Annotated in this window: 15 protein-coding genes; 11 read left to right on the top strand and 4 right to left on the bottom strand. The window is 47.1% G+C overall.

Annotated features, from left to right (window positions below; genetic code table 11):
- Window positions 1-15 precede the first annotated feature (15 nt).
- The 10 genes from JT717_RS04840 to JT717_RS04885 all read left to right on the top strand — a co-directional run bounded on the left by JT717_RS04840 (window position 16) and on the right by JT717_RS04885 (window position 14,097).
- Window positions 16-1,479, top strand: a complete 1,464-nt coding sequence (locus JT717_RS04840) for a UDP-N-acetylmuramoyl-L-alanyl-D-glutamate--2,6-diaminopimelate ligase (RefSeq protein ID WP_205509033.1) — start codon at window positions 16-18, stop codon at window positions 1,477-1,479.
- Window positions 1,480-1,511: 32 nt separating this feature from the next.
- Window positions 1,512-2,792 (top strand): phospho-N-acetylmuramoyl-pentapeptide-transferase, encoded by a 1,281-nt coding sequence (gene mraY / locus JT717_RS04845; RefSeq protein WP_205509034.1) that lies wholly within the window; start codon window positions 1,512-1,514, stop codon window positions 2,790-2,792.
- A gap of 220 nt (window positions 2,793-3,012) precedes the next feature.
- The gene (gene murD, locus JT717_RS04850; RefSeq protein WP_205509035.1) at window positions 3,013-4,353 is read left to right on the top strand and encodes a UDP-N-acetylmuramoyl-L-alanine--D-glutamate ligase; all 1,341 of its coding nucleotides are present in this window, start codon (window positions 3,013-3,015) and stop codon (window positions 4,351-4,353) included.
- 60 nt (window positions 4,354-4,413) lie between these two features.
- On the top strand, window positions 4,414-5,850 hold the full coding sequence (locus tag JT717_RS04855) for an FtsW/RodA/SpoVE family cell cycle protein (protein ID WP_205509036.1): 1,437 nt from the start codon (window positions 4,414-4,416) through the stop codon (window positions 5,848-5,850).
- Between the two features lie 42 nt (window positions 5,851-5,892).
- Window positions 5,893-7,041, top strand: coding sequence for an undecaprenyldiphospho-muramoylpentapeptide beta-N-acetylglucosaminyltransferase (murG, locus tag JT717_RS04860; RefSeq protein WP_205509037.1), 1,149 nt, complete (start codon window positions 5,893-5,895; stop codon window positions 7,039-7,041).
- Window positions 7,042-7,143: 102 nt separating this feature from the next.
- Complete coding sequence (gene murC / locus JT717_RS04865) at window positions 7,144-8,520, top strand: UDP-N-acetylmuramate--L-alanine ligase (RefSeq protein WP_205509038.1); 1,377 nt, start codon at window positions 7,144-7,146, stop codon at window positions 8,518-8,520.
- 14 nt (window positions 8,521-8,534) lie between these two features.
- On the top strand, window positions 8,535-9,311 hold the full coding sequence (locus JT717_RS04870; RefSeq protein WP_205509039.1) for a cell division protein FtsQ/DivIB: 777 nt from the start codon (window positions 8,535-8,537) through the stop codon (window positions 9,309-9,311).
- A gap of 97 nt (window positions 9,312-9,408) precedes the next feature.
- Window positions 9,409-10,785 carry a cell division protein FtsA gene (gene ftsA, locus JT717_RS04875; protein ID WP_205509040.1) on the top strand — a complete coding sequence of 459 codons (1,377 nt, stop codon included), beginning with the start codon at window positions 9,409-9,411 and terminating at the stop codon, window positions 10,783-10,785.
- 281 nt (window positions 10,786-11,066) lie between these two features.
- Complete coding sequence (gene ftsZ / locus JT717_RS04880) at window positions 11,067-12,932, top strand: cell division protein FtsZ (RefSeq protein WP_205509041.1); 1,866 nt, start codon at window positions 11,067-11,069, stop codon at window positions 12,930-12,932.
- Window positions 12,933-13,170: 238 nt separating this feature from the next.
- Complete coding sequence (locus JT717_RS04885) at window positions 13,171-14,097, top strand: TIGR01777 family oxidoreductase (RefSeq protein ID WP_205509042.1); 927 nt, start codon at window positions 13,171-13,173, stop codon at window positions 14,095-14,097.
- Here JT717_RS04885 and JT717_RS04890 read toward each other — a convergent pair whose 3' ends face one another.
- From JT717_RS04890 to JT717_RS04905, 4 genes are all read right to left on the bottom strand, one after another.
- Entirely contained in the window at window positions 14,098-14,901 is an 804-nt protein-coding gene (locus JT717_RS04890) for an ABC transporter permease (RefSeq protein ID WP_205509043.1), read from the bottom strand.
- Between the two features lies 1 nt (window position 14,902).
- Window positions 14,903-15,799, bottom strand: a complete 897-nt coding sequence (locus tag JT717_RS04895) for an ABC transporter ATP-binding protein (protein WP_205509044.1) — start codon at window positions 15,797-15,799, stop codon at window positions 14,903-14,905.
- Window positions 15,800-15,912: 113 nt separating this feature from the next.
- Window positions 15,913-16,572 carry a zinc metalloprotease gene (locus JT717_RS04900; protein WP_205509045.1) on the bottom strand — a complete coding sequence of 220 codons (660 nt, stop codon included), beginning with the start codon at window positions 16,570-16,572 and terminating at the stop codon, window positions 15,913-15,915.
- Window positions 16,573-16,859: 287 nt separating this feature from the next.
- A complete protein-coding gene (locus JT717_RS04905; RefSeq protein ID WP_205509046.1) occupies window positions 16,860-19,241 on the bottom strand; it encodes a 3-hydroxyacyl-CoA dehydrogenase/enoyl-CoA hydratase family protein in 2,382 nt (793 codons plus the stop codon).
- 152 nt (window positions 19,242-19,393) lie between these two features.
- On the opposite strand from JT717_RS04905, the gene JT717_RS04910 reads away from it, so the two are divergent.
- Window positions 19,394-20,710: a glycerate kinase type-2 family protein gene (locus tag JT717_RS04910; RefSeq protein ID WP_205509047.1), complete on the top strand. Its 1,317-nt coding sequence runs from the start codon at window positions 19,394-19,396 to the stop codon at window positions 20,708-20,710.
- Window positions 20,711-20,866: the final 156 nt, after the last annotated feature.

Here is a 20,866-nt window from a genome sequence, read left to right on the forward strand (position 1 = left end):
AATAAAATATAAGACGTGACGCTGCAGGATATATTATACAAAGTAAGCATTCGCTCGGTACAGGGTAATACCAGTATACCAGTGCGTGACCTGCAGCTCGATTCAAGGAAGGTAGGTGCAGGGTCTGTATTCATTGCGGTGAAAGGCAGTGCGGCAGATGGCCACCTGTTTATTGACCAGGTACTGGAGCAGGGTGCTACCGCCGTAATTTGTGAAACAATGCCGGCTACCTTTAAGGAAGGAGTGACCTATGTGCAGGTAGAGAACAGTGCAGCGGCAGCCGGGTATATGGCGCATAACTTCTACGGTCAGCCATCAGAGAAAGTAAAGCTGGTTGGGGTAACCGGTACCAACGGTAAGACCACCATCGCTACCATCTTATTCAAGCTCTTTACATCATTGGGTTATAAATGCGGGTTACTGAGCACTGTGCAGAACCATATTGGCAATGAAATAGTGCCGGCCACCCATACCACGCCAGATGCCATCAGCCTGAACGCGCTGCTGCAGCAAATGGTGAACAGCGGCTGCACCCATGTGTTTATGGAGACCAGCTCACACGCCATTCACCAGCACCGCATAACAGGTTTGAAATATGCAGGCGGCCTGTTCAGCAATATCACCCACGATCACCTGGATTATCACAAAACATTTGATGAGTATATCCGGGTGAAGAAATCGTTCTTTGATACGCTGCCTTCGGAAGCATTTGCCATTTCAAATGCCGATGACAAACGCGGTCAGGTGATGCTGCAAAACACCCAGGCACACAAATACCTGTACAGCCTGCGTACGATGGCCGAGTTCAAAGGTAAGATCCTGGAGAACAGACTTACCGGACTGGTGATGACCATCAACGATCAGGAAGTGCATTTCCGCCTGATCGGTGAGTTCAATGCCTACAACCTGCTGGCAGTCTATGGTGCAGCAGTTTGTTTGGGCGAAGACAAACAGGAAGTATTGCGCTGTTTGAGTGAGCTTACCGGTGCAGAAGGCCGCTTTGATTATATGATCTCGCAAAAGCAACAGATCATTGGTATAGTTGATTATGCGCACACGCCCGATGCCTTGCTGAATGTGCTGGCAACCATTAAAAAATTGCGCGAAGGCCATGAGCAGATCATTACCGTGGTAGGATGTGGTGGAGACCGCGATAAAGCAAAACGTCCGGTCATGGGCGAGGTAGCTTGTGAGCACAGCGATAAAGTGGTATTCACATCCGATAATCCGCGCAGTGAAGATCCATTGCAGATCCTGGCGGAAATGGAAACCGGATTGAATACAGCGGCCAGAAGAAAATTTGTATCAGTACCCGATCGTAAAGAAGCCATCAAGCTGGCTATAAGTATGGCCAGGCCCGGTGATATTGTGCTGATAGCAGGAAAAGGACATGAAAAATACCAGGAGATAAAAGGAGTTAAACATCCTTTTGACGATAAGCAGGTGATGCGTGAAATGTTTGAGCTGTATGAAAAATGAGGCAAGAGCTCGTACACCTAAAATAAACCAACATGTTGTACCATTTAATCGATTGGTTAAAAGAATTGGGGGTTAAGGTTCCGGGAAATGCACTGTTTCAGTTCATTACATCCCGGGTATTGCTGGCAGTGATCCTGTCGCTGGTGATCTCTGCTGTATTTGGCAAAAAGTTCATCAATTACCTGCGTAAAAAACAGGTAGGTGAAACCGTGCGTGACCTGGGATTGGCCGGTGAGCAGCAGAAAAAAGGAACACCCACCATGGGGGGATTCATTATCATCCTTGCCATCCTGGTGCCCACCCTTTTGCTCGCCGATCTGAGTAAAGCATATATCCGGCTCATGCTGTTTGCCACCGTATGGCTGGGGTTGATAGGTTTCATTGATGATTACCTGAAACTGCGGGCCAAAAAACTGGCGCAGCAACAAGGCATACCGTATAAAAAAGGAGATAAGGACGGCCTGGCCGGATGGTTTAAAATATTAGGGCAGGTAGTATTGGGTTTTGTAGTGGCGGCAACACTGTTATTTAACAACAATACAAAAGTATGGCGCGAGTATACCGGTGAAAACCTGCCTGAAAAAACAGCTAATTACAGGGAGATCCCCTTAGATAATAAAGTGAAGAAGTTTGTGGTGGCCGATGAACCTATTACTACCATTCCCTTTGTGAAATCGCATGAGTTCAACTACTCAAAGTTGTTGCCCGAGGGGCTGCGTTCATTGACATGGATCCTCTATGTGATCATTGTGATCTTTATTGTGACCGCGGTGTCGAACGGCGCCAATATCACAGACGGAATTGATGGGCTGGCTACAGGGACCAGTGCGATCATTGGGGCTTGTTTGGGCATTTTTGCCTATGCCAGCGGTAACCTGCGGTTCGCAGAGTATCTGAATATTATGTATATTCCTAATTTGGGTGAGCTGTCGATTTTCATTGGCGCGCTCATTGGGGCCTGTGTTGGGTTTCTTTGGTACAATGCCTATCCGGCGCAGGTGTTTATGGGTGACACAGGAAGTTTAACGCTGGGGGGCATCATAGCAGCACTGGCCATCATTGTGCGGAAGGAATTGCTGATACCCATCTTCTGCGGTGTATTCCTGGTAGAAGTACTGAGTGTAAGTTTGCAGGTTTCCTACTTTAAATACACGAAAAGAAAATATGGAGAAGGGAAAAGGATATTCCTGATGAGCCCGCTGCACCACCACTATCAGAAGTTGGGCTATCATGAGTCGAAGATCGTAACGCGGTTCTGGATCGTGACCATCCTTTGTGTAGTGTTTGCGATCGTAACACTGAAAATAAGATAAGAAGCGTCACCGGTCAGCCGGTACCTTAACAATATCATAAACCGATTACTGAAAAACCACCACTCTGAATTTCCACTTAAGGAAACACCGATCATAGTAGTAGGTAGGGTGTGGTACGACAGTAAGAATCTAAACTAGAGAAGAACCCCCTTTAATCCGATATCCGATTATAAACAATAAGTAGTCCCGATGTATCGGGGGTAATGGAGTTAGTAATTACATGAGTAAGCGACTGGTAATACTTGGAGCCGGCGAAAGCGGAGTGGGCACTGCCATCCTTGGGGTGCAAAAGGGGTATGATGTATTTGTATCGGACGGTGGAAAAATCAAAGAAAAGTATCAGGAGGAGCTGAACAAACATGGCATAGCCTGGGAAGCAGAACAGCATACCGAAGAAAAGATCTTGAATGCGGATGAAGTGATGAAAAGTCCGGGTATCCCTGAAAAGAACGAGCTGGTAAAGAAGATCAGGAAAAAGGGAATACCGGTGATCAGTGAAATTGAATTTGCATACCGCTACAAAGGCAACAGTAAGATCATTGGCATCACTGGCAGTAACGGAAAAACGACCACGACGTCGTTGATGTATCACATTTGCAAAACCGCCGGACTGGATTGTGCGCTTGTTGGCAATATCGGTTATTCATTTGCCAAACAAATTGCAGAAGATCCGAAAGAATGGTATGTGGCAGAAATCAGCAGTTTTCAGTTGGATGACATTCAAACGTTCAGGCCGGATGTAGCGATACTCACCAATATCTCGGAAGACCATTTGGATCGATATGATTACCGGTTCGAAAATTATATACACAGTAAGTTTAGAATAGCGGAGAACCAAACAGCGCAGGACTATTTTATTTACTGTGCCGATGATCCGGTGACCATGCAGTATTTAGAGAAATATTCCATCAAATCTAACCCATTACCATTCAGTATGAGCAAAGAATTACCCCAGGGCGGTTTTATCAGGAACGGACAAATGACTGTAACTGTAGATGATGAGAAAATGCAGATGAACGTGAGCGATTTTACTTTAAAAGGCAAACACAACCAGAATAACACGATGGCAGCAGCATTAGGAGGTGTAACGATGGGTATCCGCAAGGAGAAGATCCGCGTAGCCGTTCAAACCTTTGAATCGCTGGCGCACAGAATGGAGCCGGTGGCCACTGTACGCGGTGTTGAATTCATCAACGACAGCAAGGCTACGAATGTGAACAGCACCTGGTTTGCACTGGAAAGCATGGAGCGCCCTACAATATTAATACTGGGTGGCGTAGATAAAGGAAATGATTATACGATCCTGAGTGAACTGGTTCGGGAAAAAGTAAAAGCGATCGTTTGCCTGGGGGTTGATAACCGCAAGATCCATGAAGCCTTTAAGAACGATGTGCAGCTGATGGTGAATACCAACAGTGCCGATGAAGCGGTAAAAGCTGCATTTCATTTTGCAAGTCCGGGCGATACCGTGTTGTTGAGCCCGGCCTGCGCCAGCTTCGACCTGTTTAAGAATTACGAAGACCGTGGCGATCAGTTCAAGCAGGCAGTGCGTGAGTTGTAAGCTGTATAGTAGTAGGTGGGATAGTAAAGTACACTGGTAAAAGATATTTCTGTATATAGAATGACAGGCGCAAATGACATATCGGTAAAGGGACCAAACGCAGGCGGCCTGCTGAGCAAGACCCGGGGTGATAAAGTGATCTGGGCTATCGTTGTGGTATTGGCATTGGTGTCGATGCTTGCGGTTTATAGTTCCACCGGCTTGCTGGCCTACAAGTATAACCGCGGCAACACCGAGGTATACCTGTTAAAGCAGGTGATCTTTACAGCGGTGGGCCTGGCGATCATTTATTTTTCGCACCGGGTAAATTATACCTTGTATTCACGGGTTGCCCGCATTTTATTTATGCTGTCAATCCCGTTGTTGATATATACCTTATTCTTTGGACTGAAACTGAACGAAGGTAGCCGCTGGATCCGGTTACCTATCATTAATTTAACATTCCAGACCTCTGACCTGGCCAAGCTGGCGCTGTTCATGTTCCTGAGCCGCCTGCTGAGCAAGAAACAGGAAGTGATCAAGGATTTTAAAAAGGGATTCATTCCTGTGATCTTGCCGGTTGCTGTCATTTGCATCCTGATTGCACCGGCGAACCTGTCCACTGCATTGCTGGTAGCCGCTACCAGCATGTTGTTATTATTTATAGGACGGGCCAGCACCAAACATTTGCTGCTGACAGTTGGTGTAGCGGCCATACCGGTAGCCATCCTGGTAATGATATCAGTCGCCTTTTATGATAAAAAGGAAGAAAAGTGTTCAGAATTGCCATTTTTTTTGCAGGCTGGCCGGATCCCCACCTGGGTTAGCCGCGTGCAAAACTTTATATATGACAGCAAACAGGTCGACAAAGATGAGAACTACCAGATAAACCAGTCGAAGATCGCCATTGCAAAAGGCGGTTTGCTGGGCCTGGGACCGGGTAATAGTGAAACACGGAACTTTTTACCGCATCCTTATTCGGATTTTATTTTTGCGATCATTATCGAGGAGTATGGACTGGCAGGAGGCGGTTTTATCTTATTTGTATACCTGGTCTTCCTGTTCAGGAGTATCAGAATATTTAAAAAATGCCCTTATGCTTTTGGGGCATTTCTGGCATTGGGCTTAAGCTTTACGCTGGTCATCCAGGCATTGATCAATATGGCAGTGACCGTGAATCTCTTCCCCGTAACCGGGGTCACCCTGCCACTGGTGAGTATGGGCGGAAGTTCTTTTCTCTTCACTTGCCTGGCCATAGGTATTATCCTGAGCGTGGCGCGCAACGTAGAACAGCTGGAGGCGCCGGCAGAAGCAAAAACACCCGTAGCAGAAGCGAAAGAAAAGAAGAAGGCGGCGGTTAAGTCGGATGAAGAAGAAGAGGAAGTAGAGGAAAAACCGGTAAAAGCCAAAAAAGAAAAAGCGGCTAAGAAAAAAGAAGCGGTTGAAACGACCGAGGAAAAAGCCGCCAAGTTAGCGGCCTTAAAACCGCTGCTGGAAGAGGGCAATAAACAGAATTAGTGGTGATAGAAGTATTAAACAGGTGCTTAAACAAAGTGCACAATGAGTGAAGCTCAACATCAATCAACTGGTTCATCATTCGCGTCCACGGGAGGCATTAAGGGACCGCGCCGGATAATCATAGCGGGGGGAGGAACAGGCGGACACATATTTCCGGCAGTGGCCATTGCAAACGCCCTGCGGAAGTTTGAACCCACTATTGAGATCTTATTTGTTGGCGCTAAGGGGAAAATGGAAATGGAGAAAGTGCCGCAGGCCGGGTATAAAATAGAAGGCCTGGATATAGCAGGCTTTAACAGAAGTTCTTTGATCAAGAATATCGGATTGCCGTTAAAACTGCTGAAGAGCTTCTGGCAGGTGCGAAAAATCATTGGCTCATTCAAGCCCGATGCGGTTATTGGTGTGGGTGGTTATTCCAGTTTCCCGGTATTGCGATATGCACAAACCCGGGGCATTGCCACTTTTATTCATGAAGCCAATTCGTTCGCCGGTAAATCGAATATCATGCTCGGTAAAAATGCCACTAAGATCTTTGTGGCAACCGATGGTATGGAAAAATTCTTTCCGGCAAACAAGATAATGATCACTGGTAACCCCGTACGGCGGAACATCGTAAACAATACGATCAGCCGCAGCCAGGGAATTGAATTCTTTGGATTGGATCCGGCAAAGAAAACGGTTTTTGTTACCGGGGGTAGTTTGGGAGCCAAGGGCATTAACGAAGCGATCGATGCCGGCGTTGATGAGTTTACAAAGAACAATGTGCAGTTGATCTGGCAAACCGGTAAACTCTATGCAGAAAAAGCCAGTGCACGGGCAGTGGAAAACAGGAATATCTGGGCAAACAGTTTCATTACACAGATGGAATATGCTTATGCCGCTGCAGATGTGGTAGTGTCAAGAGCCGGGGCTATGTCGGTGGCAGAATTATGTGTGGCCAAGAAACCGGTGGTATTTGTGCCATTTCCCTTTGCTGCAGAAGATCATCAGACTGCCAATGCGCAGAACCTGGTGAACAAACAGGCCGGCCTCATGATCAAAGACAGTGAGGCCAAAGAAAAGCTGGTGTCAACGGTGATCGCCCTGGCCAGGGACGAACAGCAGCAGAATATGTTGAAGGAGAATATCGCACAACTGGCAATCGTAGATGCTGATGAGGTGGTGGCGAGAGAGATACTTAGGTTGATTTAGGTGACGAGTTGATACAGTGGATACAGTTCATGTAGTTGATACAGTTGATAGCGATGTCGATAAGTTGACCATTCACCATTGACCATTGACCGAATTAAGACAATGAACGACATAAAAGACATAAAGAGAGTTTATTTCATAGGTATTGGCGGGATTGGGATGAGCGCTTTAGCCCGGTATTTTAAGTTCCATGGCAAAGCAGTAAGCGGATACGATAAAACTGAGACCCCCCTTACCAAACAACTGGTTGCAGAAGGCATTCCGGTGCACTATGACGACAACCTGGAGCTGGCGCCGAAAGATGCAGAACTGATCGTGTATACCCCGGCGGTGCCAAAAGGACATAGCGAATTGATGTATTACCAGCAGCACGATTATCCGTTGATGAAAAGAAGTGAAGTGCTGGGTGCAATAACAAAAAGTTCTTTTAATATCTGTGTGGCGGGAACGCATGGCAAGACCACAATTACTACCATGGTGGCTTTTATTCTGCGGCATAGCGAATATGGCTGTAATGCTTTCCTGGGAGGTATTGCCGCGAACTATAACAGCAATTACTGGAGCCATGAGCGTGATACCTGCGTGGTGGAAGCCGATGAATATGATCGCAGCTTTTTGCGCTTAAGTCCCGATGTGGCGGTGATCAGTGCAATGGACCCCGATCACCTCGACATCTACGGAACCACGGCTGCCATGGAAGAGGCCTACATCGAGTTTGCCGGTAAAATAAAACCAGGTGGTTTCCTGATCAGCAAATACGGTTTGCCCAGGACCGCCGATCTGAAAGCGCCGAACCAGTTAACGTATCATTTGCAAAATACCCAGGCTGATATATATGCCTGTAATATTCGGATGCAGCATGGTACTTATATATTCGATGTGCAGGTGAAAGACTGGCGCCTGACCAATGTGGTGTTGAACATGGGCGGGTTACATAATATAGAAAACGTAATAGCAGCCATTGCTATTGCCCACTGCCTTGGAATAAGCGATGAAAAGATCAAAGCTGCTGTAGAAGCATTCCGCGGCGTAAGACGCCGGTTCGAATATGTGATCAAAGATAACGGCCTCACTTTTGTAGATGACTACGCACATCATCCTGAAGAGCTGCGGGCTTTAATAACCGGTGCAAGGGGCCTGTTCGGGGATATGAAGTGTACGGTGATCTTTCAACCGCACCTGTTCAGCCGCACAAGAGACCTGGCCAATGAGTTTGCTGAAGTGCTTGACATGGCCGATGAAGTAGTGCTCTTACCCATCTATCCGGCAAGGGAATTACCGATAGAAGGAGTAACCAGCTACACGATCCTTGATAAAATGAAGAATGAACGTAAACAGGTGTTGAGCAAGGAGCAATTATTGCAGTGGGTGAAAGACCGCTCAACGAAAGAAGATAAATCCTGGTTATTGATAACGGCCGGCGCCGGAGATATAGATACACTGGTGCTGCCCATTAAGCAGATCATCGAAAAGAAATAAGCAGGTTCAGGATAATGAAAAAGAAACGCTCTGTCAGGAAATTATTATTAGTGGGCTTTTGGCTGTGTATAGCAGCCGGCACTATGGTATTGCTGGTAGCTGCGATGAATGCCCAGAATAACAAGACCTGCAAAGGCTATGCGATACGCCTGAAAGGCAAGCCGGACCAATGGTTCCTCGACAAAAAGGATGTTACCGCCATACTGGTAGGTCAGGGCGGTGTAAAGGGCAAGCCGATAAAAGATTTTGACCTGCGTGGAATGGAGAACCAACTGAAGAATAATGTATGGGTTAAAGACGCAGAACTGTTCTTTGATAATAGCCGGGTATTACAGGTGCGCATTGAAGAGCGCGTGCCCATTGCCAGGTTATTTACGGTTACTGGTAACAGCTTTTATATCGACAGCAGTGGCGAAAGACTGCCCTTGTCTGATAAGTTTTCGGCCCGCTTGCCGGTGTTCACCGGCTTTCCTTCAGAAAAGGATAAACTAAAAGGAGCCGATAGTGTATTGATACGCGACATCATCAACATTAGCAATTATTTATTGCATGATGATTTCTGGATGGCACAGGTTTCGCAAATCGATGTGCAGCCTGATCGCACATTTGAATTCATACCCGTGGTAGGCAACCATATTATTCAATTTGGAGATGGTACCGATTACGAGAAGAAGTTTAGGCGGTTGCTGTTGTTTTATCAGCAGGTGTTGAGCAGAACAGGCATGGATGTGTATCAAAAGCTGAACGTACGATACGCAAGGCAGGTGATAGGGGTGAAGAAGGAAGGGTAAAGAAGAGAGTACTAATTAAGCAACATATATATAGATGAGTTAGAGTCTAAGGTCGGAAAGACGGAACTCCTATACAACAACTAAAAACAGGATAAGTATGCAACACGAACAACAACCCATTATTGTCGGACTGGATATCGGTACGACAAAAATTGCCGCGATTGCCGGCCGGAAGAACGAGTTCGGCAAACTGGAGATCATCGGTTTCGGCCGCGCCAACTCCAATGGTGTTAAGCACGGTCAGGTGCTTAATATCGACGAAACCATCAAGGCCATTACCATGGCGCTTGAAAACTGCTACGCATCAAACCCCGGACTGGAAATAAATGAAGTGTATGTTGGTATTGCAGGTCATCATATTAAAAGCCTGCAAACCCGCGGTGATATCGTTCGTCAACAAACCGATGATGAAATATCACAACGCGAGATCGATCAGTTGATCTCTGATCAGTATAAAACCTACATTCCGGCCGGTGATCAGATCATCGATGTGATACCCCAGGAGTTTACAGTTGATAATTTTCAAAATATTCCTAACCCAATTGGCTATGGTGGCGTGAAAATTGGTGCTAATTTCCACATCATCACCGGAGATAAAAATGCCATTCGAAATATTAACCGCGCCGTAGAGAAAAGCGGTCTCAAAACAAAGGACCTGGTCTTGCAACCACTGGCATCTGCAGCAGCTGTAATGGGTACCGAAGACCTGGAAGCAGGGGTAGCCATTGTAGATATAGGTGGTGGTACTACCGACCTGGCCGTTTTCTATGAAGGTATTTTGAAACACACGGCGGTTATACCCTTCGGTGGTGAGAATATCACCAACGATATCAAAACCGGTTTGGGTGTATTGAAAACGCAGGCCGAACAAATGAAAGTGCAGTTCGGCAGCGCCCTCGCCAATGAAGCCCGCAGCAATGCCTTCATTACGATTCCCGGTTTACGCGGGATGCCGGCGAAAGAGATCAGTGTAAAGAACCTGGCCAACATCATCCAGGCACGCATGAGCGAGATCATGGATTTTGTTACCTATCACCTGAAGCAGGTGGGCCTGGATAGCCGCATGCTGAATGGTGGTATCGTATTGACCGGTGGTGGTTCTCAATTAAAGCATTTGATACAGTTGACCGAATATGTAACCGGTTTGAATGCCCGCATCGGTTTTCCGACCGAGCACCTGGCTGCCGGTCACATCGAAGAACTGGCCCGCCCAACCTATTCAACCTGTATCGGTCTTATTTTGAAAGGTTACAGCGATTATGAAAATCATCGCAAACAGTTCGAGAACCAGTTCCGGAAAATAGAGATCCCCGACAACCTGCGAAAAACAGCGCTGGTGGAAGAAGAGCTGATCGACGAAGAGGAACTGCATGCAGAAAAAGTAAGGAACCGTAAGGGCATTAAAGATTTCTGGGGCAAGTTCAAGGACGGTATCATTGAGCTGTTCAAGGAAGAAGAAGATCACGCTTTATAAAACTGAACGCAAAACGCCGCATGCGACAAAAGGCGTGCAAGCGAGGAAGTAAAACGCGGAACGCAGTAACAAGTAACAGGAATTGATAACAGACCACGTACATTCAACCTTTTGAAAAAGAAAATCCGGGGAATATGAAAAGAACCAGCATGGCCATGGATCGTTTGCCGCCGCAATACGAACCGTTGCAATGCAAAATTGTTAAACTAACCCGTTATTATTCTTAATCTGGTCTCAGCAGCGAGTGAGGGTAGGCTGGTGGGGCTGTTAAACAGTAAGCTATGATTCATTTTGATTTGCCAAAGGAAAAATCATCCATCATCAAAGTGATTGGTGTAGGTGGTGGCGGTAGCAATGCGGTTAACCACATGTATAGCCAGAATATTGAAGGCGTAAATTTTATTATCTGTAATACCGATGCACAGGCTATTTCACAAAGCAATGTGCCTAATAAAGTGCAGTTGGGACCGCATCTTACCCAGGGATTGGGTGCGGGAGCAAACCCCGAGATCGGCAAACAGGCAACCGTAGAAAGCCTGGAAGAGATCAAACGTATTCTGGAAGTGAATACCAAAATGGCATTCATCACGGCGGGTATGGGAGGCGGAACCGGTACCGGTGGCGCACCTATTATCGCTAAAATATGTAAAGAGCTCGATATACTTACTGTTGGAATAGTCACTACGCCTTTTTCCTACGAAGGAAGGAAACGGCAATTGCAGGCTGAGTATGGTATAAAGGAATTAAAACAATCTGTTGATACCCTGCTGGTGATCAGTAACGACAAATTGCGTCACCAGTTCGGCAATCTGAAGATGAAGGAAGCGTTTGGGAAAGCAGATAATGTACTGGCAACCGCTGCCAAATGTATTACCGATGTTATTAACAGCACCGGCCAGATCAACGTTGACTTTGCCGATGTATGCACGGTGATGCGTAACGGAGGGGTAGCCATCCTTGGTAGTGCAGCCTGCAGCGGTGAAGACCGTGCGTTGCGTACGATCGAAGAAGCATTGAATTCACCTTTGCTGAATGACAATGATATCCGGGGCGCCAAATGGATCCTCATCAATATCAATTCTGCCGAAGGCGAACATGAGTTCACAATGGATGAAGTGGAGATCATTCAAAATTATTTATTAAACCAGGCCGGCGAAGGCACCGATGTAATTCTCGGTATGGGTTACGATGAATCACTGGGCGATAAGCTGGGTATCACCCTTATTGCCACCGGCTTCGAACATAAAGACCCTTTTAAAAAGGAAACCAAAAAGGTTGAGCCAAAGAAAGATGAAAAGATCCTGCTTTCGTTGGAGCAGCAACAGCAACAGCCAAAGAAAGAGCAGCCGGTAGCTGAGAAGAAAGAGGAAAAGGAAGAGCCTGTTATAAAACCCGAGCTGGCGCCCAAGCTGGTGGATGCCGATACACCGCCTGTTACCGTCGAACTTTTTACGAAGGAGGACGCAGGTAAATCTACTGTGGACAATACCGTGGATAAAAATGGCACGCCGGGAAAAATTGAATGGGTACTTTCGCAGCCATCCGCTCCCGTTGAGAATGCTGCTTTGTCAATAAAGCAACAGCAACAACAGCAACAGCCCCAAAAGGCGCAAAATAATTCTTCGATGTCTGCAGCATCCGGAGGATACTTGGCCAAGCCCACCAATATTTATGCAGAACCAAAAAAAGATGAATCCAAACCGGAACAGACGCCTGTGAAGGAACCTGTCAGAAACACAGGTGCAAACCCAATCCAGGAAGAAGATCCTTCCAATGAACTGCACCTGGTTTTCAAAGATGATATTCCAGCGGCGGATGAGCCTGGGGCCTATCATTCTCAACCCCCTGTTAGTAACGGCCATATTTCTGCTGAGGACCTGGCAATGCTAGACGAAGCAGAAGAACAAAAACGCCGTGCAGCTGAACGAATACAGAAATTGCGCAACCTTTCGTTCAATATTAACGGAGCTGACCCTAACAACGAGTTTGAAACTGTGCCGGCATACATCCGCCGCAATTTGGAACTGTATAACACTATTTCAAGCGTAGAAAATTTTTACAGCAAGTATGAAGTAAAAGCCGACGAAAATAATAATGGTCAGATTTCCACCCTGAATACCTTCCTGGATGGAAAGAAACCAGATTAATAATAGTTGTTTAGTATCCTGTCCCACCCATGTGCTACCTGTTTGTATTGAGAGTAAAGGTTCATTGAACAGGGGTACCGGGTTAAATCGATTGTTTTAACACAGCGATTGTTGTTTTTAGTTGTAATCCCCCCGACTAATCGGGGGGATTTGTTTTTTACCAGCGAACACCGGGATCACAGTTCCAAACCGGGGCACGGTTACCCGGCAAACCGGTAACAAATCCTACATTTGCACTATGGCAACCATACTTATCACCGGTGGTACGGGCACCATTGGTAGATCCCTTACCAGCTTCTTAACCGGTAAACAACACCAGGTAATTATATTATCGCGGCAGCCCCGGGAAGGCACAGCTGCTGTTTCCTATGCAGCCTGGGACCCGGCCAAACAAACCATTGATCTTGATGCGTTGCAAAAAGCCGATTATATCATTAACCTGGCCGGAGCCGGTGTTGCCGACAAACGCTGGTCAAAAAAACGTAAAGCCGAGATCGTAGACAGCCGCGTACAAAGCGCCGCCTTACTGGTAAAAGCCTTGCAGGAGAATCCCAACAAAGTAAAGGCCGTGATCAGCCTGGCAGGTATTGGCTGGTATGGTGATGATAAGAACAGGGCCCCTGATCAGTCGGTCTTCCGGGAAGGCGATGCGGCCGATACTGGTTTTTTAGGTGACACCTGCGTGAAATGGGAAAACGCCATTAAACCGGTAACTGCCCTTAATAAACGCCTGGTCATCTTGCGTTGCGGTGTGGTCTTAACCAATGAGGGAGGCGCACTTGCCGAATTTAAAAAGCCCGTTAAAGCAGGCATTGCTCCCATCTTCGGCAGTGGCGACCAGGTGCTCAGCTGGATCCACATCGATGACCTCTGCCGCCTGATCTTATTTGTGATCAATGATGAGCGGAAACAAGGTGAATACAATGCCGTGGCGCCAAACCCGGTGACTAACAAACACCTGATCCTTACACTGGCCCGCAAAATGAAAGGCAGCTTTCATATTCCTGTCTATGTTCCTTCATTTGTATTGAAACTGATGATCGGTGAAGTGAGTATTGAATTGCTGAAAAGCACTAAGGTTAGTGCTGAAAAGATCAGCAGCAGCGGCTTCCAATTCCAGTATCCAACCCTGGAAGTGGCGCTGGATGACCTGCTCAAAAAATAACTACAGATCGTCTGTCTCGAACTTTTTAACTACAATGAACAGGTAACTGGCCAGGTATAGCAGCGACACTACAAAAATGGCGGTCAGGTTCGGTGTATTATCGAGCAGCTTATTCATTACCCGCTGGATATGCGGAAAAGGAATCTGCATATCGGTCGATTCCAGCGGCAGATAACGGCCGAAATAGTTAACATATCTGTTCAAGATCAGTACAAGGATCTGCTCCAGCACAAGGGCATAGGCGAAAAAGACCCCAATGGCCAGTCCGCCCCGTTTAAACAATATGCCCATTAACAGCGCTACCATGATATAGCTCATAGCCTGCAGGAAGAAATAACCGATATAGGAAAAGCCTTCAAAACTGAAAGAAGCGCCGCCCTGCATAATACCAAATATCATGGCCGTAATAATAACCACAACAACAGACAGTAAAGCAAGGCCGGTGGCGATCATGATCTTGGCAGTGATGAATTGCCGGCGGGTGAAGCCATCAATAATATTCTGGCGATGCGTTTTGAAACTGTATTCGTTCGTTACCGCCATGATCATGATCAAAGCGGGAATGAAGAGCAGCCAGCTGCTGACGTGTGATACGGCCTGCCACACGGTGGGGAAAGCATAAGGCGGATTGCCCAGCAGCATGGTAGCTATGCCTTTGGCCTGTCTTTCAGCGTATATTACTTCCTGGATGCGGTAAATAATGTAATTGCCGCCAAAAATGGTGGCGATATAAATGCATAACAGGATCCAGAAAGCGCGATAGTTCTTCAGCTTCATCCATTCTATAACTAATAATTGCCCCATATTAATTCAGTTTTTGCGTGAGTTCGATGAATTTGGATTCCAGACTTTTTTTACGCAGGCGAAGATGGTTAAGGGTTATGCCATTATTGAAGCAATACTGGTTTAATGCTTCTAAAGTGGCCGTGCCTTGGGTAAACGATAATTCAACATGCTGTTCGCTCCTTTGAACTTTTTTGGCGCCGGCATATCCTTGTAAAAGCGAATGTAGTTTCGGCAAGTCGGCTGCACCTGCTTCTACAATGTCTTCCGTTACCAGAATTTCATCTACATGGCCGTGCGTAAGCAGCGTTCCTTTTTGCAGGATGGCCACATGGCTGCAAACTTTCTCTACCTCATCGAGCAGGTGACTGGCCATGATAATGGTTTTGCCGGCCTTATTCAGTTTCTTAATGAGTTCCCGGGTTTCTGCAATACCAACGGGATCAAGTCCATTAGTAGGTTCATCAAATACCAGCACTTCAGGATCGCCAAGGAGGCTGCTGGCAATGGCCAGCCTTTGTTTCATGCCCAGCGAATAGGTGCTGAATTTGGAGAATTTCCGTTGCTCCAGGTTAACCAGTTCCAGCACTTTGTTTATATCGCTTTTACCTCTTTGTTTGATCGCTGCGGCGATCCGCAGGTTCTGTACGGCATTCAGGTAATGATAAAAATTGGGGGTTTCGAGCAGGGTGCCGATCTGTTGCCGGTGCAGATGGCTGGGTGCTTCATCAAATAATTTATAAGAACCCGATGAGGCTTTTAACACATCTAGGATAATGCCTAATAAAGTCGTTTTGCCACTGCCGTTAGGGCCCAGGATGCCGAATACCGATCCGCTGGGCACTGAAAAAGAAACGTCTTTTAGCGCCTGAATGGGGCCGTAATGTTTGTGTAGATTCTCAACGGTAAGAATTGCCATGTTTAGCTGTTTAGCGATGATTGGGCCAGGAATGATAAAAAGTACTACCAATATGTCGCTGGAACAAGCCAAATATTACCGGCGGAGTTTGCCAATTTCAACTGGCCGATGGATCAGGTAATAACCGGTCTGTGCTTTTCATGATACAGGCTGGTAAAATCGCCCACCATCGCTCTTCCATTGGTAAAAAGCAGTTTATGCAGTTTCAATGCTTCTACATCCTTTTGCAGCACCCTTCGATGGATGGGATTCAGCGTGCCACCGTGCCCCGGGCCGGGTGCGGCATTCGGGTCATACTGAAAAGGCGGATCGACGATCGTGCCGCGCGGGTACATTATACCGGGAGCTGATTGTCCCCTGATATCCAGATCTTCCGGATGGATCAAACCGAGGGTATGCCCGTATTCATGGGCTGCGGTTGTGGAGGTTTGTAATACGTTCGCGAGTTTAAAGTAACCTGTATTACTACCGATGCCATCTACAAACGAAATATCATCGCCGGGGGCAAATTCTTCAATGCGAAAAAAATTAAAACGAGGATTATCATTGTACCATACTTTTTCCGGATCCAGGTCGGGCTCATAAATACCGTCAATGTCGAAGCGCACCTGGTACCAGTTATTGCCGATCCGGATACTGGCCTGGGGTTCATTCCAATGATTGTCAATATCATTGGCTATTTGCCATGAAAGTTCTTTGGTGGCTGCATCTCCGTAGAAGAAGAATACAGAATGGATCACCAACTGGTTCGTATGTAATTCGGCCTCACCCATACCCTCTTGCCCCTAAAGGGAAATTTAATTACTATTAATATTCATCGTTGATCTGCTTAACCGCCAAACGGCAATAGAACGAACATGATACCGTTCCAGGTTACAGCTTGCAAGTTAGTTGCAGGCAAATACAACTGCAGCGCCCTGAACCCTGTATCCGCTGAAAACCGGCAATTCCATTTCACGACAACGCAATCAATTAGTCAACTCATCAACCAACCCTAATTTAACGAAAAAGGCGTCCCGATGAATCGGAACGCCTGATTTTCTCATGTGACGCCTAGTTATCAATTGCGGATAGGCTTTCCGCCTTTCAAAACACTTTGTATCCTTTCCAGGGTTTTCTTTTCACCACAGAGTGATAAAAAGGCTTCCCTTTCCAGGTCGAGTAAATATTGTTCAGATACCAACGTAGGTTCGCTCAGATCGCCGCCGCACATGACATAGGCCAGTTTTTTGGCTACGACTACATCATGATCTGTTGCATACGCTGCCCGCCACATACCATTGATACCGGCATATAATGCGCCCAGGGCAGAGCGGCCCAACACCTTGATGTCTTTCCGCTGCACGGGAGTAACATAACCACTGTCGAAAAATTCGATCACGCTTCTTTTCGCTTCTGCGATCCGGCGGCCCTGGTTCATCACCACTTCGTCTTTTCCTTTGCGTAAGATGCCCAGCTCGAACCCTTCTGCAGCCGAAGTGGCCACCTTTGCTGTTGCGATGGTAAGAAAGCGGTTTTTAAGTGTATTTGTATCTGGTTCGTCCTCATGCATTTCATCTGCGGCCCGTAATACAAATTCTTTGGTGCCGCCACCCCCGGGGATCAAGCCAACCCCCAGTTCAACCAGGCCAATATACGTTTCTGCCGCTGCACAGATCTTATCTGAATGCAGGCTCAGCTCACAGGCGCCGCCCAGGGTTAGCGCATGGGGCGCTACTACCACGGGCACAGCACTATAACGGGCCCGCATCATGGTGTTCTGGAACATCCGGATGGCCATGTCAAGCTCATCATATTCCTGCTCAATGGCCAGCATAAAGATCATGCCTACATTGGCGCCGGCGCTGAAGTTGGCGCTGTCATTGGCAATTACCAGTCCTTTATATTTTTCTTCAGCTGTTGTTATAGATCTTTGAATGGCTTCCAGCACTTCGCCGCCGATACTGCCCATTTTTGTATACCACTCAAGGCCCAGCACATCGTCTCCCAAATGGTACAAGCGGCAGGCGCTGTTCTTCCATACGGTCTGGTTCTCAAAATTCTTCATCACGATAAATGCATCACCGCCTGGTAATGATCTATATGATCTTGAGTGTACATCATAGAACAGCCGCTTCCCATTTTCAACTTTATAAAAACTTTTTACACCGGCTTCCAGCATCTCATTGATCCAGGGAGCTACTGAATAACCGGCTGCTTTCATCTTCTGTACGGTGCTTTCTACGCCCAACACATCCCAGCTTTCAAAAGCGCCGATCTCCCAGCCAAAACCGGCCATCATAGCATCGTCAACGCGGTAAAGCTCGTCTGAAATTTCAGGAATGCGGTGGGAGATATAGGAGAACAAGCCGTAATGAAATGCGCGGTAGAACTCACCGGCCTTATCGGTGCCGGCGCACAAGGCCTTAATCCTTGTTTTCAGATCATCGATCGGTTTGGCCGTTTCTACCGTAGCGAATTTTGCTTTTGTGCGCGGTTTATATTCAAAGGACTTCAGGTCGAGCGAGAAGATCTCTTTTTCGCCGCCTGTGCCTTTTTTCTTTACAAAGAAACCTTGTCCGGTCTTGTCGCCCAATTGATTATTGGCTACCATTTTTTCGAGCCAGGCAGGAATAACAAAACTATCCCGGTGCTCGTCGTTGGGACAATTATCATAAACACCTTTAGCTACTTTTACCAGCGTATCGATACCTACCACATCTGCTGTTCTGAACGTAGCAGATTTGGGCCGGCCGATGATGGGGCCGGTCAATGCATCGATCTCATCAACGGTTAAACCCATTTTCTCTACCAGGCCAAAGATGGCCATGATGCCATATACACCAATGCGGTTGGCAATAAATGCCGGCGTGTCTTTACACAACACGGTGGTCTTCCCTAAGTACAGGTCACCGTACTGCATTAAAAAATCAACTACACTGACATCGGTATGCGGTGTTGGAATTATTTCAAGTAAACGTAAATAACGGGGAGGATTGAAAAAATGCGTTCCGCAGAAGTGTTTCTTAAAATCATCGCTTCTGCCTTCGGCCATCAGGTGAATAGGAATACCTGAGGTATTGGAAGTGATCAGCGTGCCAGTGGTGCGGTACTTTTCTACTTCGGTAAAGATCTGCTGTTTGATATCAAGCCTTTCTACAACCACCTCTATGATCCAGTCATAGCCGGCGATATCTTTCATATTATCAGTAAAGTTGCCGGTGGAGATCTTCTTCACAACGTCCTTCGTATAAACCGGTGAAGGATTGCTTTTAAGCGCAGCCTGCAGGGCATCGTTAACCAGTTTATTGCGCGCAGCTTTGTTATCACTCTCAACAGCTTCCTTCGGCACCATGTCTAACAACAGTACCTGAAGCCCAACACCTGCAAAGTGGCAAGCAATACGGGAACCCATAACTCCACTTCCCAGTACAGCTACTTTTTTAATGATTCGTTTACTCATAAAAAAATAGTTAGCTAAACAACTATTTTCAAAGATAGGATAAAATCCGCACGTGCCAAGTGCTTTTTATAAATTAGCAGTCTGGCAGGCTGGCCGCTATTTATCAGAAATTATATAAGTAACTGGCTCTCCGTAAAAAAACAGCCGAAAAGATGCGAAACGATGCACTTAAAATATTTTCCGCAGCGGTGCGGGCGGTGCAGCCGCAATATCTATTGCCGAGGTTTATGCGATGGCAGCAGGACCGCTTGTTGCTGGGCGAACAGCTTTTTGACCAAGCAGATATAAATAAGTTATTTATTATAGGTGCGGGCAAGGCCAGTGCGGCCATGGCGCGGGAGGCGGAGCTGGTGCTTGACAGCCGGATCAACGACGGCGTGGTGGTTACCAAATACAGTCATGCTTTTCCTTTAAACAAGATCCGTTGCATGGAAGCAGGCCATCCGGTGCCGGATGAAAACAGTTTGCTGGGTGGAAGGGAAATCATCCGCCTGTTGAAAATTGCCGGTGAAAAAGATGTGGTGATCGCCCTGATCAGCGGAGGCGCTTCAGCGCTGGTGGTCGATTGTCCGCCCGGTGTTTTACTGCCGGAGCTGCAAATGGTATTTAACCGCTTGTTGCAATGTGGCGCCACCATTGAGGAAATGAATACGGTGCGAAAGCATTTATCGGCCGCTATTAAAGGCGGACAATTAATGCGCACTGCCTGGCCGGCTACAGTGATCAATTTTATTCTTAGCGATGTAATTGGCGATCCGCTCGAGAGTATTGCGAGCGGACCTACGGTTGCTGACCCCAGTACTTTTGCCGATGCCTGGGACATTGTATGTAAATATCAGTTGCTGGAGAAACTACCGGTCAGTGTCATTCGCTGGCTGCAGTCAGGCTTAAATAAAGAGATCCGGGAAACACCCAAACCCGCTGATCCCATTTTTACAAAAAGCTTTAATTACCTCATTGGCACCAACCGGGTGGCGCTGGAAGCGGCGGCGGAGACCGCCCGCACATTGCAGTATACACCGGTTATTGTAACCGATGCGATGCAGGGTGAGGCGCGCGATAAAGCGCAGGAACTCGTAGCACAAGTGCTGCAGTATAATGGACCAAGACCTGCCTGTTTATTGTTGGGAGGAGAAACCACCGTGACCATTAAGAAGCCCGGAAAGGGTGGCCGTAACCAGGAGTTTGTCCTGGCTGCATTGATCGCATTGCAGGAGGCTTTTCCGGATGGTGAAGGAATGCCGGTACTGCTCAGTGCGGGCACCGATGGCACTGATGGCCCTACCGATGCGGCAGGCGCCGTAGTGGATGCAGCGGTTTTAAAACAGGCTGCCCAACGGGGATTAACAGCTGAGGATTTTTTGTTGCAAAACGATTCCTGGAATTTCTTTCACCAGGCCGGCGGGCATATTATTACCGGGCCTACTTTCACCAATGTGATGGATATCGTTGTGGTGTTGATCCCTTGATAAGAGGAGACCTGTGAAGAAAACAAGACCTGTAAGGTCCATCATCGGTTTTTGCCACTTGGGCATGTTGACTTGGACCTGACAGGTCTGTTTCGATTGATACAACGACCTGTCAGGTGGACTACCACCCACTGATTGCTCAGGAGCTTGCTGCCC

It is taken from the genome of Longitalea arenae, assembly GCF_016924755.1.
Taxonomy (GTDB): domain Bacteria; phylum Bacteroidota; class Bacteroidia; order Chitinophagales; family Chitinophagaceae; genus Niastella; species Niastella arenae.